Raw genomic sequence first — 24808 nt, 5'->3', positions numbered from 1 at the left:
ATGTCAAACTTTTTTATAGATAGCGGTAATATAGACGGCGAGGCTGCTTATATTACCGGAAGTGACGTTAATCACATTAAAAATGTACTGAGGATGAAGGAAGATGATGAAATAAGGCTTTCTGCGGGTAACGGTCTTCTTTACACTGCAAAAATCAGCGAGTTTCTACCTGATAGGATAGTATGTAAGATAGTTGACTGTGAGGGAGGCAAGTCTGAACTTCCTGCTAAAATCATCCTCTTTCAGGGGCTACCTAAGAAAGACAAGATGGAGCTTATCATTCAGAAGGCAGTAGAGCTTGGGGTTAGTGAGATAGTTCCGGTTATGATGAAGAGAACCATAGTAAAGCTTGAAGATGCTAAAAAGGAACTTAAAAAGCTTGAAAGATGGAGAACTATTTCACTTACCGCTGCAAAGCAGTCCGGTAGGATAATAGTCCCTGAAGTCTCAGAATTTATTACATTTAACGAGGCAGTTAAAAGGGCAGAGAATCTTGAATATAACCTAATTCCCTATGAAAATGAAAAAGGAATGGATAGGGCGAGGGAGCTCGTGAAAGAAGCAAATGGTAAGAAGAGTATAGGAATATTTATAGGACCTGAGGGTGGAATCTCTGAGGATGAGCTTGAACTTGCCGTAAAAATGGGAGCAGAGCCTATAAGCCTTGGTAACAGGATACTTAGAACCGAAACTGCAGGACTGGCCCTTATTTCAGTTCTTGCATTTGAGATAGATATATAGGAGTAAGAAATAAATGGAATGCTATTTAGATAATGCGGCAACCACAAGGGTGCTTGACAGTGTAATCGATATAATGAATGAAACTATGAGGACAGCATATGGAAATCCTTCATCTAAGCATATAAAAGGCTTTGAAGCAGAAAGATATGTGGAAGAAGCAAGGGAGATGATAGCAAAGACCTTGAAGGCTAAAAAAAGTGAGATTATCTTTACCTCCTGTGGTACTGAATCTAACAATCAGGCTATAATTATGGGGGCAGCGACCAGAAAACGCTATGGTAATAAGATAGTTACCACCTGCTTTGAGCATGCCTCTGTATTTCAGTCGGTAGAGGTGCTTGCAAAAGAGGGCTATGATATAACCTACCTCCCGGTAGATAAACTTGGTCACATAAGGGATGAAGACCTCATTAAGTCCATAGACTCTGAGACAATAATGCTCTCCTTTATGCTTGTAAATAATGAAATCGGTGCGCTTGCGGATGCAGAACATATAATAAGGCTTGCTAGAGAGAAAAATCCTGATATCTTGATTCATATAGATGCAATCCAAGGCTATGGGAAGTTTGAGATAAACACCAAAAAGCTGGGTGCAGACTTTATTTCAGTAAGCGGACACAAGTTTCATGCCCCAAAGGGGATAGGCTTTCTTTATGTGAGAGACGGAGTGCGTATTACACCTTATATACACGGGGGAGGGCAGCAGAAGAATCTCCGCTCAGGTACCTTGAATGTACCGGGAATTGCAGCTATAGGAGCTGCTGCTAAGGCCGTTTATGAGGGACATAAGGAAAAGATGGACAAGCTTTATGCCATCAAAGAGAAGTTTATAAGAGATTTACTCACAGCCTTTCCTGATTGCACTATAAATGGTGTAGATACTGAGGAGAATCTAAGTGAGAATGTGAGAAAGACAGCTCCACAGATAGTAAGTGTAAGCTTTAGAGGTGTAAAGGCGGAAGTTCTCCTACATGCACTTGAAGAAAAGGGGATTTATGTGTCTTCAGGCTCTGCCTGCTCCTCTCACCATCCTGATTTTAGCGGAACACTAAAGGGAATTGGGCTTGATGATGATTTGCTTGATTCTACACTTAGATTTAGCTTTGGGTTATTTACTGAGCAGGAAATGACTGATTATGCCATAGAGGCACTTAAAGAACTGGTGCCAACACTTTCAAAATACAGGAGAAGATAATGTTTGAATATAGAGCTTTTTTGATAAAGTATGCAGAAATCGGAGTAAAGGGTAAGAACCGTTATTTATTTGAGGATGCCCTTGTAGGACAGATTGCGAATGCCTTAAAGAAAATAGAGGGTGACTACAAGGTATATAAGCAGCCTGGCAGAGTCTTTGTAGAGGCCGGAAAGGGAAGCATTGACTATGAGGGTGCTCTTGATGCCTTAAAGAGGGTAATGGGAGTACTTCACATCTGTCCTATCTACATAGTGGATTCGACAGACCTTGATAAGGCTTATGAAGAAGTGGTTAATTATATTGGAGAATGTTATCCTACGGAGAGCTTTACCTTTAAGGTAATGGCAAAGAGAAGCAATAAGAAAATGCCAAAGACTTCTCCGGAAATATCTGCTGATATTGGAGGACTCATCCTTGATAAGTACGGAGACAGGCTTACTGTGGATGTGAAGAATCCTGATAAGTTCATCACAATAGAGCTTAGGGATAAGGCATATATTTACTCTGAGACGATAAAGGGTGAGGGAGGTCTGCCTATTGGCACAGCAGGTAAGGCTATGTGCCTGCTTTCGGGAGGAATTGACAGCCCTGTTGCAGCTTACATGATGGCTAGAAGAGGAGTTAAGGTAGAGGCTGTGTATTTCCATGCACCACCTTACACAAGTGAGAGGGCTAAGCAAAAAGTAGTTGACCTTGCAAGGCTTACAGCCAGATATGCAGGAAGCATCAAGCTCTATGTGGTTAATTTTACCGATATTCAGCTTGCCATTTATGAGAAATGCCCTCATGATGAACTTACGATTATAATGAGAAGATATATGATGAAGATTGCTGAGGATTTAGCCTTAAAGGATGAGTGCTTCGGACTGGTAACAGGTGAGAGCATAGGTCAGGTGGCAAGTCAGACTATGCAGAGCCTTTTGTCTACCAATGCAGTATGCAGCCTACCTGTGTACCGCCCTGTAATCTGCTTTGACAAACAGGATATTATCAATATCTCTCAGAGAATAGGTACTTTTGAGACCTCAATTCTACCGTTTGAAGACTGCTGTACTATATTCGTGGCTGAGCATCCTGTAACCAAGCCTTTGCTTTCTAAGATTGAAAAGGATGAGAAAAAGCTGGATGATGTAATAGAGGAACTTTATAAAAAGACTATGGAGAGCATAGAAGTGATTAACTGTGAGCCTATGGAAGTTGAGTAGTTATACAAAAAGGAAAGCCGGCTTTCATAAAGAGAGCCGGCAAAAGATTTAGCAGATTATTCTACGATGAAAGGCTTAAGTGCATTCACAATAGTGTCTGCCTGAGCATCATTGTGGATATTAAGGTCAATAGGCTTTGAGAGATCAAGACTGAAAATACCCATAATTGACTTAGCATCAATTACATATCTTCCTGAAACGAGGTCAAAATCTGAATCAAACTTTGTTACCTCGTTAACAAATGCCTTTACCTTATCGATGGAATTTAAAGAAATCTTAACTGACTTCATTTTTAATCCTCCTCCTTGTTGAAATTAATTGCTACATACAACTAAATGATAAGGTTTAGAGAACAAAAAGTCAATATGCATATTAAATAAAAAGGAAATTTAAAAACTGTGAAAAACAACGATATTTTAAAATCCGTAGCATTTTTGAGCCTTGGATGCAAGGTTAATGCCTATGAAACCGAGTCAATTAAAGAAATGTTCAAGAATGCGGGTTATGAAATTAGACAATTCAACGAAGCCGCTGATATATATATTGTAAATACCTGTACTGTTACCAATATCGCAGATAGAAAATCCAGACAGATGTTACACAGGGCAAAAAAGCTTAATCCTGATGCGGTAGTGGTTGCAGTAGGCTGTTATGTACAGGCACCTCAGTCTAAGCTTGAGGATGACGACTTAGTTGATATACTTGTGGGAACAAGGGGAAAGTCCTCGGTGCTTGACCTTGTTGAGGAATATATAAGAAGCAATAAAGAGCGTGATTTTAAGCATAATGTAGTTAAAGAAGGAGAAGAAAACAAGGACTGGTCTTATGACAGCGGTGAAGTAAATGCCGCGGGTGGCAAAACCAGGGCAAATCTAAAGATACAGGATGGCTGTGATCAATTCTGTACTTATTGTATCATTCCATTTGTGAGAGGCCGTATCAGAAGCAGGGATATGGAAAGTATCATCGAAGAGACTGAAAGACTGGCAAGGGCGGGCTATAAAGAGATGGTGCTTACCGGCATCCACATAGGCTCTTACGGCAGGGATATAGACGGAGAAAGCAGGATGCTGGAACTCCTTACTAAGCTAAATGAGGTAGAGGGTGATTTTAGAATACGCTTAGGTTCTGTGGAGCCTAGGCTTATCACAGAGGAGTTCTTAGAAGGTCTTGTTAAGCTTAAGAAGGTATGCCCTCATTTTCACCTATCGCTTCAAAGTGGGTCCACAACGGTGCTAAAGAGGATGAACAGGCATTACTCAGCGGAGGAATATCTTGCCTCAGTTAATCTTCTTAAAAAATACTATGACAGGCCGGGGATTACAACAGATATAATTGTTGGTTTCCCTGGAGAAAGTGATGAGGAATTTGAGGAAACTGCTGCCTTTGTGAAGAAAGTAGGCTTTCTCAAGGTACATGTCTTTCCTTATTCCAAGAGAGATGGCACCTATGCTGCTAAAATGAGTGAACAGGTTGCGCCTGAGATTAAAAAGAAAAGAGAAGACAGGCTCATAGCCATCTGTGAAGAAGTGGCAAAGGAGTATCTTGAGAGCTTAAATGGTGATTCTGAAAGAGTTTTACTTGAAGAAGAAATTAAAGGCAGGGAAGATTATATCTTAGGGCATACTGACAGATATATAGAGGTTGCTGTACCAAAGTTTATGTTAAAAGGCAGGGAAGATGCTGATAAGGAATTTATCGGGGTTAAGGAACTGATGGCGTCTGATGCTTCTGACAAGGCTCTTAGCAATATGATGATTGCAAAGATATTGTAAGAGCATTAAAATGGCTCTTGGTGTTGTTATTTCAAAAGAGGGCGTGCCAAAGTCAGATGTCTAAAATTTTGAACAATGTAACATAGAAAGAGGATGTAGATGTTAAAAGAACAATATCGGGAAATGGGAATCAGTGAAGAGGTATTTGACTACTGTGAAAAAATATGCCAAAGCCTTGAAGATAGATTTAAGAGGGTAGATGAAATTGCGGAAATAAACCAGCTTAAGGTACTTAAAGCCATGCAGAAGAATAAGGTTTCTGACATTCATTTTGCAGCAAGCAGCGGCTATGGCTACAATGACCTTGGAAGAGATACCCTGGAAGGAGTGTATGCTGATGTATTTCACACAGAGGCTGCCCTTGTACGACCGGCTATACTATGTGGAACACATGCCCTTACAGTTGCTCTCTTTGGCAATTTAAGGCCCGGAGATGAGGTGCTTTCTCCTGTAGGAAAACCCTATGATACTCTTGACGGAGTGATAGGAATAACTCCTACAGCCGGTTCTCTGGCTGAATATGGAGTAACCTATGCACAGGTTGATTTGTTACCTGATTTTTCTTTTGACTACGAGGGAATAAAGGCTGCAATAAGTGATAAGACAAAGCTTGTTACTATTCAACGTTCAAAAGGCTATGCAGTTAGACCTACATTTTCAGTTGAAAAAATAGGGGAGCTCATCAGCTTTATAAAGAAGATTAAGCCTGAGATTATCTGTATGGTTGATAACTGCTACGGAGAGTTTGTTGAAGAGTTTGAGCCATCTGATGTAGGTGCTGATATGGTTGTAGGCTCTCTTATCAAGAATCCCGGGGGAGGTCTTGCACCGATTGGAGGCTATATAGCAGGAAAAGAAAAGTATGTGGATATGGCGTCCTACCGTATGTCCTGCCCGGGGCTTGGGAAGGAGATAGGGGCTTCGCTAGGTCTTAATCAGGCGCTTTTCCAGGGGCTTTTTATGGCGCCTACAGTTACGGCAGGAGCTGTTAAGGGAGCGATATTTGCTGCAAATGTATATGAAAGCTTAGGATTTGATGTGCTACCGGATAGCAAAGAAGACAGATATGATATAATTCAGGCAGTTTCCCTTAAGTCAGGAGAACGACTTAAAGCCTTTTGTGAGGGAATTCAGGCGGCTGCACCTGTAGACAGCTTCGTAACTCCTGAGCCTTGGGATATGCCGGGATATAATGACCAGGTTATAATGGCTGCCGGTGCCTTTGTACAGGGCTCATCCATAGAACTCTCTGCTGACGGCCCCATGAGAGAGCCTTATGCGGCGTACTTTCAGGGAGGACTTACATTTAACCATGCCAAGTTTGGAATAATGATGAGTTTACAGAAAATATTTGAAAAAGGTCTGCTTGAATCAGGTGTTTTAAGAAAGTAATATCTATACTTATGTACTGGCAAAATCAACAAAATTATGATATAATATCTAAGAATTTTGTAAGTTTTGGGGGATGAATATGAAAAGTAAACTTCGCTGTTATATTCGGGATATGGCGGTTATCACCTTTGCTACTTTTATAGTGGCTGTAGCCGTATTCTTCTTTATGATGCCTAACAATCTTGCTATAGCAAGTATAGCAGGTCTTGCTGTAGTGTTGCAAAAGTTTATTCCTTTAAGTGTGGCAACTATAAGTTTGATATTTAATGTGGGATTGCTTATTATAGGCTTTATATTTGTAGGCAGAGAGTTTGGTGGAAAAACTGTATATACTTCGGTCATACTGCCTATATTTGTAGGTATTTTTGAAAAACTCTTCCCGAAGTACAACGGTCTCACAGGTGATCCGTTCTTGGATATGATTTGCTATATCTTTATCGTTAGTATAGGGTTAAGTCTGTTATTTAACCATAATGCTTCATCCGGTGGACTTGACATCATTGTCAAAATACTGAATAAATATCTTCATATAGACAAGGGCAAGGCAATGTCTATAGCAGGGATGTTAGTTTCGCTCTCCGCTATTTTTGCTTATGATACGAAAACAGTTGTGCTTAGTGTGCTTGGAACCTATTTAAATGGGATCATACTTGATTACTTCCTTTTTGGTACCAATATCAAGAAGAAGGTCTGTATTCTTTCACGCAAGAATGAGGAGATTAAAAAATACATCCTTAAAAATATGCATAGTGGAGCCACCCTTTACAAGGTAATCGGAGCCTATAACAACGAAGAACACGAAGAAGTTGTCGCTATTGTAAACAAGAGAGAATATGGTGTGCTTATGCAGTTTATAAGAAGAACAGATCCAGATGCCTTTGTAACAGTATCTACAATCAATGAGGTTATGTATAAGCCTAAGTGCTAGGTAAGAGTAAATGCTGTTGTGATGTCCGGTATTCTGTTGTAATAACTACTATTGATACTCTCGTTATATTGCAAGAATATCAATTTAATCGACAATCTAATTATTTGTACTTTATTAATAATAAGGCATTATTTTGTGCCTTATTATTTTACTTTTATGCGCTTTATCGGTTTAAAGTTTTTAAGCGTTAAATAAAATTACCTAAAAAAATTTAAAATAATTACAAATATTTGTTTACTTTTCCGAAAAATTTTGTTATAGTAAGTATGAAAAAATATTATATAACTAATAAGGAGGGGTAACATGAGAAAAAGAAAAGTATTTCTATCAGGTATTTTGGCTGTAACGATGATTCTATCAATTACTGCCTGTGGTGGAGGAGCATCTAAAAATGACTCAGCCTCCGGGACGGTAACAAGTACAGCGAAGAATTCTTTGGTAAGCAGCTCTGCGAGTGCAGGAAATGCGTCAGCTTCGGTTGAAGGCGAAGAGAAAGATGCGGAACAGTATATCAATGCATTTGTAAATGCTGATCCTGCATCTATTGATGCACAGAAAGGTTCAGACATATATGGCAATGTTATTGTAAATGGAATATATGAGCCTTTACTCAGATTGTCAGAAAAGCCTGATGGAATGACAGAGCTTATTCCTGCTGGTGCGAGTGAATATAAGGTATCAGATGATAAAACAGTTTATACTTTTACGATTCGTGACGGAATGACTTGGGAAGACGGACAGGCACTGACGGCTAAAGATTATGAATATGGTATAAAGAGAGCGGCAGATCCCAATACTGCTGCAGAGCAGGGATTTTTGCTTGCTCCTATAAAGAACTTTAGCAAGGTAAATTCGGGGAAAGCAGGGGTAGATGAGCTTGGAGTTAAGGCTATAGATGATAAAACCCTTGAAATTACCCTTGAAGCACCTACTTCATACTTTATGAAACTTCTTCCATTCAGAATAATGTTCCCTCAAAGAAAGGACATTGTAGAACAGTATGGCGAGACCTTCGGTGCAGAGGCAGATACAGTTATGGGGTGTGGTCCATATAAGCTCACAGAATGGAACCACAATTCTAACCTAACTCTTGAAAAGAGTGATACCTATTGGGATAAAGAAAATGTAATGAATGATACTGTCAATATTAGAGTAATGTCTGATGTTAATACAGTTATGAATGCCTTCCAGACAGGTGAAATTGATGTGGTTTCTACCTCTCTTGAGGAGTGGAGAGAAAAATTTAACAATAGGGAGAATACAAAAAGTGCAAAGATTCTTCTTCCTTCTGTAGATTATATGACTATTAATCACAAGGATAAACTTCTTTCCAATAAAAAAATCAGGCAGGCTCTTTTAATTGCCCTAGATAGAAAGGGATTCAATGAAACTTTCTTTAAGGGTAAGAATATCGAAGCTCTTCATTGGGTTCCAGGTTGTATAAGTTGTGGTGATGTAAACTATAGAGAGTTTGCAGGAGAACCTGTGAAGAAGGTTGCAGAGGCAAATCCTGATCCTAAGAAACTCTTCATCGAGGGAATGAAGGAACTTGGCTTGGGCGAAGATCCATCTAAGGTAGAAATTAATTTTATTTGTGTAAGTAATCCTCGTCTTAAATCCTTTGGTGAATACATACAGGAATGTTATTCAAAAGTGCTTGGAATCAACCTTAAAATAGAGCAGATGGAATGGCCAATACTTTCAGGTAAGGTTAATAAGGGAGACTACCAGTTAGCTTATCTGGCTTGGACGGCTGATTATGATGATCCAAGTGCGATGCTTGCACTCTTTACATCAAATGCAGAGGCTGTAAATACTGGTTGGAAGAATGAAAAGTATGACAATCTCATTAAAGATGCTTCTGAAGCAAGTGATATGTCAAAGGCTGCTGAGTTATACAAGGAAGCTGAGGAGCTTCTTATGGATGAGGCAGTTGTAATTCCTATCATCAACGGTGAATCCACAATGTATTGGAATGACTATATGAGAAATGTTACACTGAACCAGTTTACTTCTACAGGATATAAACCAAGATATACAGTTGGTAGACCTTAACATTTATATTTAATAATGGCAGGCGGTAAGATTTAATCTTACTGCCTGCTTCAAGGGGAAATATGTTAAAATTCATAGTTAAAAGATTTTTATATATGGTACTTACCTTGTTTATTATTATTACTGCCACATTTTTTCTTATGCATGGTGCAGAAGGGGACCCTCTCTCAGCTGCAGGCAAGACTCTGCCTAAGCAGACTCTTGAAAACTATAGAGTAAAATATGGACTTGATAAACCGGTCATAGAGCAATATGCAATTTTTATGAAGAATATTCTCACAAAGGGAGATTTTGGCTCATCATATAAATATCCTGGACGAGAAGTGGGCAAGACAATTGCCAAGACTGCGCCTGTGTCGGGTAGAGTTGGTGCCCAGGCTATGCTTGTTGGAATTTTGATTGGTATCATCCTTGGTATAACTGCGGCATTAAACAGAGGGAAGTGGCCTGATTATGTAATAAGCATAATAGCAATTTTAGGTATTACAATTCCTGTTTTTATAATGGGTTCATTGTTGCAGTTGTTTTTTGCGGTTGAACTAAAGTGGTTTCCTACAAGTGGGTGGAAACATATGGGATTTGGGAAAGATTTTAAATACTCGGTTTTGCCTGCACTTGCAATGTGTTTTGGATCAATTGCAACTTATGCAAGATACATGAGAAGTAATGTTTTAGAAGTTTTAAGTGAGGATTATATCCTTACTGCAAGGGCTAAAGGTGTATCAAAATTTAATATAATTAGAAAGCATGTTTTTAGAAATGCAGCACTTCCTATAATTACCATAATCGGTCCTCAGATTGTAGGTATTTTTACCGGATCATTTATTATTGAAGGGATGTTTAGTATACCGGGATTAGGTAAGTACTTTGTAGATTCAATTACTGCAAGAGATTATCCAATGATAATAGGAACAACAATCTTTTATGCAGTACTTTTCCTAGTATCACAATTGATGGTTGACATTCTTTATGGGGTTGCAGATCCTAGGATTAAACTGGAGGACTAGGGAGAACTTATGGATAGTAGAGATAAAGTACGATATGAAGAAATTGACAGTAGTAAATTCAAACTTATTGGAGCAGATAACAAATCTTCAGAATTCATAGCCAGACCTGTAGTTACATATTGGTCAGATGCTTGGAGAAGATTTCGGGCAAATAAGGCCGCAATGGTTGCATTTGTGATTTTAATATTACTTACTGTTATGGTTATAATTGGACCTATTATTAGCGGGTATTCGTTCAAAGAAGCAGTTGGAGAGCCTAATCAGTTTCCTAGCGCAAAGTTTTGGTTTGGAACAGATGAGATAGGTAGAGATTTATTCACAAGACTTTGGAAGGGTGGAAGAATCTCGATTTTTATTGGTATAGTAGGAGCACTTATAAGTACTGTTATTGGAAGTATTTATGGAGCAGTTTCTGCTTATGCAGGTGGTAAAGTTGATGTGGTTATGATGAGAATCGTAGAAATTTTATCATCAATACCGTACCTTCTTCTCGTAATCGTTCTTAGACTCGTATTAAAGTCAAACGGGCTTGGAACACTTATACTGGCAATGACAATTACAGGTTGGTGTGGGTTGGCCAGACTTGTAAGAGGACAGATACTGTCGCTAAAGAGAAAAGATTTTATAATGGCTGCAGATGTACTGGGTGTAAGCAAGAGTGATATTGTAGTAAGGCATTTGATACCTAATACGATTAATGTAATACTTGTATCAATCTCTTTTGATATACCGGGATATATTTTTGGAGAAGCGTTTTTAAGTTATCTCGGCCTTGGAGTCCAGGCACCAAATACATCTTGGGGTGCCATGGCAGCTTCAGCACAGCAGGTATTTCAATTTTATCCGTATCAGCTGATTTTTCCTGCTCTCTTGATAGGACTTACAATGCTGGCATTTACTTTATTAGGTGATGGTTTGAGAGATGCACTTGACCCAAATCTCAGACAGTAGGGGGAATGATGGAAAATATGAAAAAAGAGAAAGTTCTAGATGTTAATAACCTCAATATATCATTTAATACTTATGCCGGAGAAGTAAAAGCTGTAAGAGGGGTAAGTTTTGAAGTATATGAAGGGGAATCGTTGGCGCTTGTAGGAGAGTCGGGATGTGGAAAAACAGTTACTTCAAAAGCTATATTACAGATATTACCGTCTACTGCGGTTGTTAAGAAAGACTCTTCAATTAATTATTGTGGTGAAGAAGTCCTAACAATGAACAGAGAAAGGATGAAACAGTATAAAGGCTCTGATGTAGCAATGATATTCCAGGATCCTATGACATCGCTCAATCCAACTATGAAAATTGGCAAACAGATAATGGAATCAATACTTCTCCATACAAAAATGAGTAAGGAAGAAGCTAAGCAGGAGGCAATAAGACTGCTAAAAACAGTTAACATTCCTAATGCGGAAGAAAGGGTAAATCAATTTCCTCATGAACTATCTGGGGGAATGAGACAAAGAGTTATGATAGCTATTGCACTTGCTTGTAATCCAAAGGTAATACTGGCGGATGAACCAACAACTGCACTTGATGTGACTATTCAGGCTCAGATTCTTGATTTATTAAGAGAATTGAGGGATAAAAGAAATACCGCAGTTGTATTAGTTACACATGATTTAGGGGTAGTTGCTGATTTTGCCGATAGAATCCAAGTTATGTATGCTGGGGAAATAATGGAAACAGGAACGGTTGAAGAGATATTTAATGACGCTCATCATCCATATACTTGGGCTCTTTTGATGAGTGTACCAAGACTTGATACGGGTAATAAGGAAGAGTTATATTCACTGGGAGGGACACCCCCTGACTTGTTGATGGAAATTAAAGGCTGCCCATTTGCAGCACGATGTGATTATGCTATGCAGATATGTACGGAGGCTAAGCCACCATGCAGTGAGTATTCAGATAAACACAAATGTAGGTGTTGGCTTGCACATCCAAAGGCGCCTAAAGTAGAAAGACCATATTAGGAGGAATAGCGGATGAGTAATGAAGAAAGAGAAGTTTTAGTCGAGTTACAAAATCTGGACGAATTCTTCAAAATTGGGAAAAACAAAATATTAAAGGCAGTGGAAAAAGTAAGTTTTAAGATATACAGAGGTGAAACTTTTGGATTAGTAGGAGAATCAGGGTGTGGAAAAACAACTTGTGGCCGTACGATAATCAATTTATATAAGGCTACAGGCGGCAAGGTGATATTTGAGGGGGAAGATGTATCTAAAATAGATAAGAAGGATATTAAATCATTTAAGAAAAAAGCACAGATGATATTTCAAGATCCTTATTCTTCACTAGATCCTAAAATGACAATTGGTGAAATTATAGCAGAAGGAATAAGGGTTCATTTTAGTGAACTCTCCGAAGGGGAGATACAGGAAAGAGTTAGTGAACTTCTTAAAACGGTGGGTCTTAATGCTGAGCATGGTGCGAGATTTCCACATGAACTTTCGGGTGGTCAGAGACAGAGAATAGGTATTGCCAGAGCACTTGGAGTTGAACCATCTTTCATTGTTTGTGATGAGCCTATTTCGGCACTTGATGTGTCTATACAGGCTCAGGTTGTAAATTTATTGATTGAGCTTCAAAAGAGCAAAGCCCTTACATACCTGTTCATTTCACATGACCTTTCGATGGTTAAACACATATCAGATAGAATTGGTGTTATGTACCTTGGAAGTATGGTTGAGATTTCTCCCAAAGATAAGCTTTATGACAGACCTCTACATCCATACACAAGAGCCCTTATATCAGCTATACCAATTCCCAATCCTGCGGTGTCGTCGAAGGATAGGGTAAAACTTGAAGGAGAAATCCCTTCTCCAATTCATGCGCCTGAAGGTTGTAAATTTAGTACCAGATGCAGATATTGTGGCGACAAATGTAAAACCTGCAGGCCCGAACTTAAAGAAGTTGATAAGGATCATTTTGTTGCCTGTCACTTGTATGATGAAGGGATTGAGGCTGCTATAAGGTCTATGGAAAGTATAGATAGACAGTTTAAATAATAGTTTACTTATAAACTCAAAATATATAAAAAGCGCATATATAACAAATAACTTGTGGTATGTGTGCTTTTTTTGATTTGTTGATAAAAACGACACTTGAAATATATCTTTTTTTATATTAAAATTAAATGAAGTCTAATTTGAATTTATTAAACATCATAATACATTTGGAAGGAAGAGAAACCAGTGCCGGATTTGAATAATACACAGTATTTTAAAGAAGTGACATTAGCTCCTGAGATAGAAGTAGGGGATGTGCTTAAGAAAGTCTATGAGGCTCTCAATGAAAAGGGATATAACCCTGTCAATCAGCTCGTTGGGTATATTATGTCTGGGGACCCTACCTACATTACCAACCACAACAACGCAAGAAGTATGATAATGAAGGTTGAAAGAGATGAACTTGTAGAAGAGCTTATGGAGAGTTATATAGAATCTTTTACCCAAACAGGTAAGAAGTCTATGTTTATGGGCAAGAGATAATGAGAATAATGGGCCTTGATTTGGGTTCAAAGACCTGTGGTGTGGCTGTTAGTGATGGACTTGGACTTACAGCACAGGGACTTGAAGTCATTAGGAGAAAAGAAGAAAATAAGCTAAGACAGACTCTTGCCAGAATTACCGAGCTTGCACAAGAGTATGAGGTGTGTAAGATAGTATTAGGTTATCCGAAAAATATGGATGGTTCTGTCAGTAAAAGGTGTGGGCTTTCTGAAGAATTTGCTAAGAAACTGGCAAAAAGAACCGGAATAGAAGTTATACTATGGGATGAGAGGCTTACGACGGTAAGTGCCCATGAAGTGATGATAGAAGCAGGGCTTAAGCGTGAAGAACGTGAAAAAATAGTTGATAAGGTCGCTGCAACTTTTATATTGGAAGATTATATGAATTCAAATAAAAATTAAACTAAGAAATGGAGAAACTATGTTAGAGAATGAAGAATTAAGAACTATTGATTTTGTTGATGAAGATGGTGACAACGAGGAGTTGACCGTACTCTGCCAGACTAGACTTGCAGGGGTGAACTATCTTCTTGTATCAGATGCTGAGATTGAAGATTTGGAAGATGATGATGCCACAGTTGATGTATTTATCATCAAGGAAGAAGAGGTATCTGAGGACGGAGAAGACGTTTTGTACAAGATTGTTGAGGATGAAAAAGAAACTCTTACAGTATCTAAAGTATTTGAAGAAATGATGGATGATGTGGATTTTGAAATAGACGAAGAATAATTGTAAACGAAGTATATCAGAACCTGAGGGATAGGTGAGCCATGCAAAACGAAAAAGGGAATGAGAAATTTAAGGCATTACTTAAGTCAAACGGATTGAAAGTTACAGGGCAGCGATTGGCTGTCCTTGAAGTGTTGCAGCAAAGAGTGGATGAACACCTTACTGCAGAAGAGATTTTTGATTTGGTAAGGAACGACCATCCTGATATTGGCTTGGCAACAGTTTATCGTACCATACAGCTGTTATCAGATATGGGACTTATAGACAAACTCAGTCTTGATGACGGATTTACCAGATATGAGATAGGAAAGTCGTCTCCAAGCGGACATAGGCATCACCACTTGATTTGCCTGAACTGCAATCGTGTATTTTCATTTGAAAAGGACTTTATGGAGCCTCTTGAAAATGAGATTAATAAGCTGACGGGATTTAAGGTTGTTAACCACGAGGTTAAACTGTACGGCTATTGCAAGGATTGTCAGGAAGCGGGTATACAGGACTGATTTACTCCTAAATTAAGGAGGACAAATGTCGGATATAAATAATGACAAAAAATTTGGAAAGCTTGTTGAAAGCATAGGAAAAGCTACAAGCAGATACAGAAAAACTAAAAAAGAGGCTGATGGCAATGTAAGTGCAGCAAAGAAAACAGTTAAGTCTGTGACAAACAGCAGAAAGAAGGCTAAGCTTACTGAAGAGGAAATTAATATTGAAAAACTTCCTGCTGTATCCAAGAGGCCAAAGGAAAACTCAAGAGAGATTAAGCCAAGAAAGACTAATAAAGAAGTAAAGAAGTCTATGAATGGTCTTAAGATTATACCTCTGGGAGGCCTTGAGCATATAGGAATGAATATAACCGCCTTTGAATACGAAGACAGCATTATTGTTGTTGATTGTGGTATGTCATTTCCTGAGGACGACATGCTTGGAATTGACTGTGTCATTCCAAATGTAAGCTATTTAAAAAAGAATATTGATAAAGTAAAAGGCTTTGTTATTACGCATGGTCACGAAGACCATATAGGTGCTCTTCCTTATATCTTAAAGGATATCAATGTACCTGTGTATGCAACAAGGCTTACAGTTGCTATACTTGAGAGTAAGTTAAGCGAAAAAAATATGCTTAAGACTACCAAGCGTAAGATAGTAAAATACGGCCAGTCCATCAATCTGGGCTGCTTTAGGATTGAATTTATAAGGACTAACCATAGCATCAGTGATGCGGCTTCGCTTGCAATATATTCTCCTGTAGGGATTATTGTACATACCGGAGACTTCAAGGTAGACTATACTCCTGTGTTTGGTGATCCTATTGATTTGCAGAGATTTGGAGAAATAGGCCGTAAGGGAGTTCTTGCACTTATGTGTGAGTCTACCAATGTTCTTAAGCCTGGATTTACTATGTCCGAGAGGTCTGTAGGAAGAACCTTTGACAGTATTTTTTCGGAAAATAAGAATAACAGGATTATAGTTGCAACCTTTGCTTCCAATGTGGACAGGGTTCAGCAGATAATCAATTCAGCAGAGAATTTTAACAGAAAAGTAGTTGTAGACGGAAGAAGCATGGTCAATATTATTTCCATTGCGAGAGAGCTAGGCTACATCAATCTCAAGGAAAATACACTTATAAATATTGACCAGATGAAGGACTATCCGGATGAACAGATTGTGCTTATTACTACAGGCAGTCAGGGAGAGGCCATGGCTGCACTTTCCAGGATGGCAGCTTCTATACACAAGAAAGTAAGCATAAAACCAGGGGATACCATAGTGTTTAGCTCAACTCCTATCCCAGGTAATGAAAAGTCTGTATCAAGGGTTATAAATGAGCTTTATTTAAAAGGAGCCAAGGTCATTTTCCAGGATGCCCACGTATCAGGACACGCCTGTCAGGAAGAAATCAAGCTTATGTATTCGCTTGTTAAGCCTAAGTTTGCTATTCCTATCCATGGAGAGTACAGACATCTGGTACGCCATGCTGAGCTTGCTGAAGAGATGGGCATACCAAAGGAGAACATCTTCATCTTAAAGAATGGTAATGTTCTTGAGCTTAAGGAAGATAGCGGGAAGGTTATAGACCAGGTAGAATGTAAGGGTATAATGGTTGACGGACTTGGCATAGGTGATGTAGGTAACTCAGTAATGAGGGACAGACAGAAGCTTTCCGAGGATGGACTTGTAATAGTTACATTTGCAATGGAGAAGGGCAGCAACCTTTTGATGTCTGACGCAGAAATCGTGACCAAGGGCTTTATCTATGTAAAAGAATCAGATACAATTCTTAAAGAAGCCCTGCATACTGTAAATGATGCCTTGATTAAGTGTCAGGATAAGGGGATAACTGAAAGAAATAAAATCAGAAATGAAATCAGGGATGCTTTAAGTGACTTTATATGGAAACAGACTAAGCGTTCACCTATGATTATTACTATCATTGCTGATATAGAGTATTAATGTATGGAGGTGACCTGTTGGCCGCGAGTAGAAGAACAGAAAGAATTGTGCTAAATATATTTGGGGCAGTTATACATATCTTTCTGAATATTATATTTTACCTGGTAATAATCTATCTGGTAGTTAAAGCAAGTCATTACGCCTATAATTTTGCTTATCAGGTGTTTGGCTCTGTATCTGTTACTAAGGATTCGGGATATACTACCGAGCTTGTTATAAACAAGGGTGAATCAACCATGGATATAGCAAAGTCTCTAGATGCAAAGAAGATTATTGCTAACAAGTATTCATTTTATTTGAGGGCAAAGCTAACCAAGCAGAATATTTTGCCGGGAACCTATACTGTTAGCAGTGATATGGATTATGATGCTATTTTTAAGGTCATAACTACTCCAAACAAGGCTACGGAAAAGTCCACAGACAAGGATGTAAAAAAGAGTACAGAAAAAACCAAAGATAAGACTACGGAGAAAAATAAATAATGGTGGAGCACGAGAGATTTGAGAGCTTTTTAGAAAGTCTGCCTGAATCCCTGCCCAAACATCTTGTAGACTTAGAGATAGAGAATATTAAAGAAGGCATTCCCATTATAAGAAAGGGAGGAGAACGCCTCATTAGATTTATGCTGGAGCTAAAAAAGCCTGTAAATATACTTGAAGTAGGTACTGCTACAGGTTTTTCAGCATTGCTTATGCTTGAGTATATTGGTAAAGAAGCTAAAATAACTACCATTGAGAGAATGGAAGAAAGGGCAGCAAAGGCAGAGGAAAACTTTAAGAAATATGACAAGAGGGGTCAGATAACCCTTATAAAAGGGGATGCTCTGGATGTCTTATCTGAACTTACGGCAAATGGCAATGAGTACGACTTTATATTTATGGATGCCGCAAAAGGACAGTATATCAACTTTTTTGAAAATATTAAAAAGCTCCTTTCTAATGGAGGAATACTCGTTACAGATAATATGCTTCAAGAGGGAAGACTTCTTGATTCAAGATATACTGTGGTTAGGAGGGAGAGAACAATTCACCAAAGAATGAGAGAGTATGTAAATGTCCTCGCTACAGACAAAGAGCTAGAGACCATGTTTCTTGAAACGGGAGATGGCATGGCAGTATCTGTTAAAAAGTAAATTAGAATGGAAGATTAGATGGAAGGAAATTTAGTTATAAAAAAACCGGAACTGTTAATACCTGCAAGCTGTCTTGAAGTGCTTAAGCTTGCAATAAAATATGGCGCTGATGCTGTTTACATTGGCGGTGAGATGTATGGACTAAGAGCTAAGGCTAAGAATTTCTCTAAGGAGGATATGACAGAAGGTATTAGATATGCTCACGAAAAAGGAAAGAAAGTCTTTGTTACAGCCAATATCACAGCCCATGATAAAGATTTGGAGGGTGTTAAAGAGTATTTTAAAGAGCTTAAAGAGATTAAGCCTGACGCAATCATAATCTCAGACCCGGGCGTGTTTATGCTTGCTAAAGAGATAGCACCTGAGATAGATATTCATATAAGTACACAGGCGAACAATGTTAATTATGCGGATTTTAATTTTTGGTATGGGCTTGGAGCCACCAGAGTAGTATCTGCAAGAGAGTTATCGCTTGCAGAAATTGCGGAGATTAGAAATCACATACCGGAGGACAAAGAAATAGAGACCTTTGTACACGGAGCTATGTGTATGGCTTACTCCGGAAGGTGTCTCCTCTCAAACTATATGACGGGAAGAGACGCCAATCAGGGAGCCTGTACCCACCCTTGCAGGTGGAAGTACCATGTTGTGGAGGAGAACAGACCGGGCGAATATATGCCTATAGAGGAGAATGAAAGAGGAACCTATATATTTAACTCTAAAGACCTCTGTATGATAGACTATGTGCCTGAGCTTGTTAAGGCGGGTATAGACAGCTTTAAGATAGAAGGACGTATGAAGACCGCTCTGTATGTAGCTACAGTAGCCAGAACTTATAGAAAGGCTATTGATGACTGGTTTGAGTCGGCGGCATTATATGAGGCAAACAAAGGCTGGTATGCACAAGAGATTAAAAAATGCACCTACCGTAATTTTACTACAGGATTTTTCTTTGACAAGCCTGACAGCGATTCACAGATATATGATAACAATACCTATGTGACAGGATGTAAGTATTATGGGTACATTGACAAGGTAAATGAAGACGGAAGCGCTGTATTTGAACAGAAGAACAAATTCAGCGTTGGGGATAAGATTCAGATTATGAAGGCTGATGGCAGGGATATTAATGCCACCGTGCTTCATATGTGGGATGAAAATGGAGTAGAAATTGAATCCTGCCCACACCCTCAGGCTATTGTCAAAATCAAGTTTGACACAGAGGTTGAGGTTATGGATATAATGCGCAGTGTAGATGCAGAATAGGAGGAAGGTATGGACGACAAGAAACTTTATGAAGAGTGGTTGACAAGCCCGGTATTTGATGAGGCTACTAAGGCTGAACTTAAAGCTATAGCCGGCAATGATGCAGAAATCAGAGACAGATTCTATAAGGATCTCGAATTTGGTACAGGTGGACTAAGAGGTATAGTAGGGGCAGGTACTAACCGCATGAATCTTTATACTGTAAGAAGAGCAACACAGGGACTTGCAAAGTACATCATAAGTAAGGGTGTTCAAAGTAAGGGAGTAGCTATTTCTTATGATTCCAGACATTTTTCGCCAGAATTTGCAGAAGCAGCGGCACTTACTCTTAATGCAAATGGCATTAAGTCATATCTTTTTGATGCGCTCCGTCCAACACCTGAGCTTTCTTACGCAGTTAGAGAGCTTAAGTGTACCGCAGGAATAATGGTAACAGCCAGTCATAACCCACCGGAATATAATGGCTATAAGGTATATTGGGATGATGGCTGCCAGATAACACCTCCTGTAGATAAGGATATAATTGACCTTGTTAAGTCAACAGATTTTTCTGATATAAAGACTATGGATAAGGAAGAGGCTGTAAAAGCTGGTCTTTTCCATATGATTGGCGCCGATATAGATGACAAGTATGTGGCTGAACTTAAGAAGCTCATTCTCAGCCCTGAAGTGATTAAAAAACAGGCAGAGAATCTTAAGATTGTATACACTCCTTTCCATGGAACAGGAAATGTGCCTGTACAGAGGATGCTTAAGGAGCTTGGCTTTAAGCAGGTTTACATAGTTAAGGAGCAGGAAGAGCCTGATGGAGACTTCACCACACTTGACTATCCAAATCCGGAGGATGAGAAGGCTTTCACTCTTGCACTGAAGCTTGCAAAGGAGAAGGATGCGGATATTGTGCTTGCAAATGACCCTGATGCAGACCGTCTTGGCGTGTATGCAAAGGATAAAAAGACAGGAAATTATATACAATTTACAGGTAATATGTCAGGTATGCTTCTTGCAGAGTATGAGCTTTCAATCAAGAAAGAAAGAGGACTGCTTAAAGATGACAGTACCCTTATTACAACAATAGTTTCTACAAATCTTGCATTTAAGATAGCTGAGTACTACAAGATTCATCTGATTGAGGTATTGACAGGATTTAAGTTCATAGGCCAGCAGATTAAGGGATTTGAAGAAAAGGGCAAGGGCACCTATGAATTTGGATTCGAGGAAAGCTATGGCTGTCTCATAGGAACACATGCAAGAGATAAAGATGGTATTATGGCAGTTGTAGCTCTTTGTGAGGCTGCTGCCTACTATATGGATAAGGGGCTTACTCTTTGGGATCAGATGGTAAATATGTATGAGAAATACGGATATTTCAAAGAGGGAATCTATACCATGACTCTTGCAGGAGAAGACGGTGCAAAGCGCATCAATGAAATCCTTGACAATCTCCGTAAGAACCCTCCTACTGAGCTTGCAGGCTACAAGGTAGTTAAAACAAGAGATTATGAAAATGATGTAGTAAAGGATTTGGCTACAGGAGAGACCACCACTACAGGACTTCCTAAGTCAAATGTGCTTTACTTTGATATGACAGATGATGCCTGGTTCTGCGTAAGACCATCAGGAACAGAGCCTAAGATTAAATTCTATGCAGGTATTAAGGGAAACAGCTTAGAGGATGCTGATGAGAAGCTTAAAAAGGTACTTACAGAACTTAAAAAATTAGGGGATTAATGACTAATATTTGTTACAAGGAGTTTATCAATGGAAAATAAATTGCCAAAGAGAAGTGAGGTAGATGTAGAACTCACTTGGAAGCTAGAAGATATCTTTGCTTCTGAAAGTGAATGGGAAAAAGCATTGTCAGAGGCGAAGTCTTTAGCGGATGAATTAGCAGGTTATGCAGGAAAGGTAGCTGAATCTGCAGAGACCTTATATAAGGTTCTTGAAATATATGAAAAAGACAGCTTGATTATGCATAAGGTTTATGGCTATGCATTTAAGTCGAGGGATGTAGATACAACCTCCACCTCTGCACAGACTCTTTATTCAAAGTCTATGTCAGCCGGTGTGGAAATATCTGAAAAGCTTGCCTTTTTAGAGCCTGAAATCATCGCTGTGGATGATGCTACATTGGAGAAGTTCTATGGTGAGAAGCCTGAACTTGACAAATATAAGATATACATAACTGAGGTTAGAAGAGGTAGGGAGCATTCGCTAAGCCCTGAACTTGAAAAACTACTTGCAGGAACCAATGAACTTGCGGATCTTCCTTATGAGGGCTTTGCAACCCTTGGCAATGCAGATCTCAAATTCCCTGAGATAACTAATGAAAAGGGAGAGAAGATACAGATTACAAACGGAAGATTTGTTCCTCTTGAAGAAAGCAAGGACAGAAGGGTTCGTAAAGAAGTATTTGAGAAGTACTATGAGACTTTTGGAAGTTTTAAGAATACTTGGGCAACTTTATATGCAGGACAGGTCAAACAGCTTATGTTCTATGCAAGAGCTAGAAAGTACTCTTCAACATTAGAAGCAGCTGTTGATGGCAACAATGTATCGCCTGAGGTGTATAAAAACCTTGTAGAGGCAGTAAATGACAATCTTGACAAGATGCATAGATATGTAAGGCTTAGAAAGAAACTCTTAGAACTTGATGAGCTTCATATGTACGATATCTATGTGCCTATAGTTAAGGACTATGATGCAAAGTACACTATTGATGAGGCTAAGGAGTTAGTCCTTAAGGCTGTAGAGCCTCTTGGCACCAACTATGTAAACCTCATAAAGAAGGCATTTGCAGAGCGCTGGATAGATGTAGTGGAGAATGAAGGAAAGCGTAATGGAGCTTATTCTTCAGGTGTTTACGGGGTACATCCTTTTGTTCTTCTTAACTTTAACGGAACCCTTGACAATGTATTCACCTTAGCTCATGAGATGGGACATGCAATGCATTCCTATTTCTCAAACGAGGCTCAGAATTTCCTTGACTCAAGATATAGAATCTTTGTTGCGGAAGTTGCTTCCACTACAAATGAAGTGCTTCTTATGGAGTACATGCTTAAGAATGCAAAGGACAACAAGGAAAGAGCATATCTTCTTAACCATTATATGGACAGCTTCAAGGGAACTGTATTCAGACAGACCATGTTTGCAGAGTTTGAGAAGACTTCTAATGAAATGGCTGAAAGTGGAGAGCCTCTTACACATGAGAACCTTACAGAGCTTTATTTGAATTTGAATAAGAAGTATTACGGCGAGGCTATGATTAGCGATGACCTCATAGGCTATGAGTGGATGAGGATACCTCATTTCTACTACAATTTCTATGTATATCAGTATGCAACAGGCTTCTCAGCTGCAGTTGCCATTGCTAACCGTGTACTAAAAGAGGGTGAGACTGCTGTAAGTGACTATATGAAGTTCTTAAGCAGTGGCTGTACCAAGGATCCTGTAAGCCTCCTTAGGATTGCAGGAGTTGATATGGCAACCAAAGAGCCAATCAACTCAGCTCTTCAGGTATTTGAAAGAGTTATAGAGGAAATGGAAGAACTCACAAAATAACAAGTTAATTAGATAAAAGAGCATTTTACCAGACAAAAGCTACTTGCAAATGTCTGATGAGATGCTCTTTTCAAATTAATCTAATTTTGTTACAATATTAGATATGTTTGTAATAAAGATTATTGTAATGATTTACAAAAAAAGGTATTTTGGTGTGGTAAAGGGGGAGTTCAATGAAATTGATTAGTAAAGAGAATAAATTTAAGTTAGCTATATGTTTGTTTTTCTCTATATTAGGGGATGTATTTATAATGCAGGCTCTTCTTGGCATGAGTAATGTTATGGATATGGCGGTAAAACTTAAAACAGATGGCATAGTTAAAGAGATACTGCTTACTACACTCTATCTTGTCTGTCAATGGGGCTGCAGCTATATGAAAATGAAATTCTGCCAGAAGTTTATGTATGATACCAGAGATAGTATTTTACTTAGTATAATTAAGAGCTTGTTTAGATTACCTCTTTCAAAGGTTAAAGAAAAAAATTCTGACTATTATATGAGTTTATTGAATAATGATATCGAGGATTTTAGGACTGGGTATCTTTGGGGAGTGTTTGGTATATTGTCATATTCTACTTCTGTGATAGTCGCTGCTATTACACTATTAAGAGTACATTATTTTATGCTGATAGCTACAGTAATTCTGACAATTATTCCTATATTGGTAAGTAAGATGATGACAGGTAAAACAATCAGCATAAATAAAGAGAGGACTGCTGCAAATGAGGCATACTTAAGCAGGTTACAGGAAATGGTAAAGGGCTTAGATGTTATTAAAAGGTCAAATAATTCTGAGTCTTATGCCAGTGTTTTTGAGAAAGCCAATAGCAGACGTTCTAATTCATATAAGAATTATGGTGTAGTTACTAATATGATATGGATGACTATGTATAGCATAGGAAGTATTAATCAGTTATTGCTTATCGGAATATGTGCTTTTCTAATAACAAAAAATATAATTGAACCTGGACTTATAGTAGCAACAACATCAGGCTTTGCTATTTTTTCAGATGCCTTTTCAAATGCAATTGAAAATGGTGTTGAAATGAAATCAGCAAAGGTATTTTTAGATAAATTCAGACCTTATTTAGGTAAGAACAATGAAATTGCTGATAATGAAAGTTTAGCTATAAGAAAAAGTGAACGAGACAAGGCTTCGATAGATATAGAAAATCTTAGCTTTGCTTATGATGATAAAAGGATATTTGATGAATTTTCGTTAAATATTGATAGTGGTGAAATAGTTGCTATCACAGGTGAAAGTGGTTCCGGAAAGTCTACTTTAATCAATCTATTGCTTAAGTCTTTTAAGGGATACAGTGGTAAAATTAAGTATGATAATGAGGAGTTAAGGGACATTAAAGAAGATGAGCTATACAGTAAGGTCTACTTAGTCCCTCAGGATAGCTTTATATTTAAGTCATCATTATATGATAATGTTACTATGTTTAATGGTAATTCAGAGGGCGATAAGGAGAGATTTAGGGATATAATTGAAAAGGTAAATTTAAAGAAATTTATGGAATTACATAAGGATGATGAACTAAATCCTGACGAAATGTCAGGAGGAGAGAAAAAGAGGGTATCTATAGCAAGGGCATTGTTTAACAACCCTGAAATCATCATTTTAGATGAACCGACATCTGACTTGGATCCGGAAAACAAGGGGATTGTAAACGATATCATATTTAGCCTTAAAGATAAAACGAGGCTCGTAGTTACCCACGACTGGGCAGAAGAGTATTTGGAGAAGTTTGATAAGGTTGTGAGGTTATAAAGGATGCAATCACACAAATTTTGTGCTAAAATAATCTTTACACTTATAAAAAGCATCAGTAAAGAACAAAATTATATT

23 protein-coding genes are annotated in these 24808 nt (G+C 38.4%); 22 read left to right on the top strand and 1 reads right to left on the bottom strand.

Annotation, left to right across the window (positions count from 1 at the left end):
• The 3 genes from JJN12_RS06230 to thiI are packed head-to-tail and all read left to right on the top strand — an operon-like array spanning nucleotide 1 to nucleotide 3141.
• On the top strand, nucleotides 1–741 hold the full coding sequence (locus JJN12_RS06230; protein WP_208428876.1) for a 16S rRNA (uracil(1498)-N(3))-methyltransferase: 741 nt from the start codon (nucleotides 1–3) through the stop codon (nucleotides 739–741).
• A gap of 13 nt (nucleotides 742–754) precedes the next feature.
• Nucleotides 755–1936, top strand: coding sequence for a cysteine desulfurase family protein (locus JJN12_RS06225; protein ID WP_208428875.1), 1182 nt, complete (start codon nucleotides 755–757; stop codon nucleotides 1934–1936).
• The gene (gene thiI, locus JJN12_RS06220) at nucleotides 1936–3141 is read left to right on the top strand and encodes a tRNA uracil 4-sulfurtransferase ThiI (RefSeq protein WP_208428874.1); all 1206 of its coding nucleotides are present in this window, start codon (nucleotides 1936–1938) and stop codon (nucleotides 3139–3141) included. Before JJN12_RS06225 ends, thiI begins: the two co-directional genes overlap by 1 nt.
• A gap of 56 nt (nucleotides 3142–3197) precedes the next feature.
• On the opposite strand, the gene JJN12_RS06215 is transcribed toward thiI, so the two are convergent.
• Nucleotides 3198–3431: an HPr family phosphocarrier protein gene (locus tag JJN12_RS06215; protein ID WP_208428873.1), complete on the bottom strand. Its 234-nt coding sequence runs from the start codon at nucleotides 3429–3431 to the stop codon at nucleotides 3198–3200.
• Between the two features lie 108 nt (nucleotides 3432–3539).
• On the opposite strand from JJN12_RS06215, the gene mtaB reads away from it, so the two are divergent.
• The 19 genes from mtaB (at nucleotide 3540) to JJN12_RS06120 (ending at nucleotide 24730) form a co-directional block, all read left to right on the top strand.
• On the top strand, nucleotides 3540–4916 hold the full coding sequence (gene mtaB / locus JJN12_RS06210) for a tRNA (N(6)-L-threonylcarbamoyladenosine(37)-C(2))-methylthiotransferase MtaB (RefSeq protein WP_328706791.1): 1377 nt from the start codon (nucleotides 3540–3542) through the stop codon (nucleotides 4914–4916).
• A gap of 99 nt (nucleotides 4917–5015) precedes the next feature.
• Nucleotides 5016–6308, top strand: coding sequence for a methionine gamma-lyase family protein (locus JJN12_RS06205; RefSeq protein WP_208428872.1), 1293 nt, complete (start codon nucleotides 5016–5018; stop codon nucleotides 6306–6308).
• Nucleotides 6309–6381: 73 nt separating this feature from the next.
• Nucleotides 6382–7236 carry a YitT family protein gene (locus tag JJN12_RS06200; RefSeq protein ID WP_208428871.1) on the top strand — a complete coding sequence of 285 codons (855 nt, stop codon included), beginning with the start codon at nucleotides 6382–6384 and terminating at the stop codon, nucleotides 7234–7236.
• Between the two features lie 303 nt (nucleotides 7237–7539).
• On the top strand, nucleotides 7540–9291 hold the full coding sequence (locus tag JJN12_RS06195; protein WP_208428870.1) for a peptide ABC transporter substrate-binding protein: 1752 nt from the start codon (nucleotides 7540–7542) through the stop codon (nucleotides 9289–9291).
• A 62-nt stretch (nucleotides 9292–9353) separates the two neighbouring features.
• Entirely contained in the window at nucleotides 9354–10298 is a 945-nt protein-coding gene (locus tag JJN12_RS06190; RefSeq protein ID WP_208428869.1) for an ABC transporter permease, read from the top strand.
• Nucleotides 10299–10307: 9 nt separating this feature from the next.
• Nucleotides 10308–11249 (top strand): ABC transporter permease, encoded by a 942-nt coding sequence (locus JJN12_RS06185; RefSeq protein ID WP_208428868.1) that lies wholly within the window; start codon nucleotides 10308–10310, stop codon nucleotides 11247–11249.
• A gap of 17 nt (nucleotides 11250–11266) precedes the next feature.
• Complete coding sequence (locus tag JJN12_RS06180; protein WP_208430341.1) at nucleotides 11267–12271, top strand: ABC transporter ATP-binding protein; 1005 nt, start codon at nucleotides 11267–11269, stop codon at nucleotides 12269–12271.
• A 12-nt stretch (nucleotides 12272–12283) separates the two neighbouring features.
• Nucleotides 12284–13306, top strand: coding sequence for an ABC transporter ATP-binding protein (locus JJN12_RS06175; RefSeq protein WP_208428867.1), 1023 nt, complete (start codon nucleotides 12284–12286; stop codon nucleotides 13304–13306).
• 186 nt (nucleotides 13307–13492) lie between these two features.
• Nucleotides 13493–13789, top strand: a complete 297-nt coding sequence (locus tag JJN12_RS06170; protein ID WP_208428866.1) for an IreB family regulatory phosphoprotein — start codon at nucleotides 13493–13495, stop codon at nucleotides 13787–13789.
• A complete protein-coding gene (gene ruvX, locus JJN12_RS06165; RefSeq protein ID WP_208428865.1) occupies nucleotides 13789–14211 on the top strand; it encodes a Holliday junction resolvase RuvX in 423 nt (140 codons plus the stop codon). Before JJN12_RS06170 ends, ruvX begins: the two co-directional genes overlap by 1 nt.
• Before the next feature lie 19 nt (nucleotides 14212–14230).
• Nucleotides 14231–14539 (top strand): DUF1292 domain-containing protein, encoded by a 309-nt coding sequence (locus JJN12_RS06160; protein WP_208428864.1) that lies wholly within the window; start codon nucleotides 14231–14233, stop codon nucleotides 14537–14539.
• Nucleotides 14540–14580: 41 nt separating this feature from the next.
• Entirely contained in the window at nucleotides 14581–15042 is a 462-nt protein-coding gene (locus tag JJN12_RS06155; RefSeq protein WP_208428863.1) for a Fur family transcriptional regulator, read from the top strand.
• 295 nt (nucleotides 15043–15337) lie between these two features.
• Nucleotides 15338–16993 carry a ribonuclease J gene (locus JJN12_RS06150; RefSeq protein ID WP_236013855.1) on the top strand — a complete coding sequence of 552 codons (1656 nt, stop codon included), beginning with the start codon at nucleotides 15338–15340 and terminating at the stop codon, nucleotides 16991–16993.
• Between the two features lie 17 nt (nucleotides 16994–17010).
• The gene (locus JJN12_RS06145) at nucleotides 17011–17475 is read left to right on the top strand and encodes an endolytic transglycosylase MltG (RefSeq protein WP_208428861.1); all 465 of its coding nucleotides are present in this window, start codon (nucleotides 17011–17013) and stop codon (nucleotides 17473–17475) included.
• A complete protein-coding gene (locus JJN12_RS06140; protein WP_208428860.1) occupies nucleotides 17475–18125 on the top strand; it encodes an O-methyltransferase in 651 nt (216 codons plus the stop codon). The genes JJN12_RS06145 and JJN12_RS06140 overlap by 1 nt, the downstream gene beginning before the upstream one ends.
• 36 nt (nucleotides 18126–18161) lie before the next feature.
• Nucleotides 18162–19391, top strand: coding sequence for a peptidase U32 family protein (locus JJN12_RS06135; protein WP_208430340.1), 1230 nt, complete (start codon nucleotides 18162–18164; stop codon nucleotides 19389–19391).
• Nucleotides 19392–19400: 9 nt separating this feature from the next.
• Nucleotides 19401–21122 (top strand): phospho-sugar mutase, encoded by a 1722-nt coding sequence (locus JJN12_RS06130; protein WP_208428859.1) that lies wholly within the window; start codon nucleotides 19401–19403, stop codon nucleotides 21120–21122.
• A gap of 30 nt (nucleotides 21123–21152) precedes the next feature.
• Entirely contained in the window at nucleotides 21153–22952 is a 1800-nt protein-coding gene (gene pepF / locus JJN12_RS06125) for an oligoendopeptidase F (RefSeq protein WP_208428858.1), read from the top strand.
• A 173-nt stretch (nucleotides 22953–23125) separates the two neighbouring features.
• Nucleotides 23126–24730, top strand: coding sequence for an ATP-binding cassette domain-containing protein (locus JJN12_RS06120; protein WP_208428857.1), 1605 nt, complete (start codon nucleotides 23126–23128; stop codon nucleotides 24728–24730).
• Nucleotides 24731–24808 lie beyond the last annotated feature (78 nt).

The sequence above is a fragment of the Catonella massiliensis genome (assembly GCF_016651435.1).
Lineage (GTDB): Bacteria > Bacillota > Clostridia > Lachnospirales > Lachnospiraceae > Catonella > Catonella massiliensis.
Note: the sequence above shows the minus strand (reverse complement) of the source record. Positions and strands in the feature narration are given on the sequence as shown.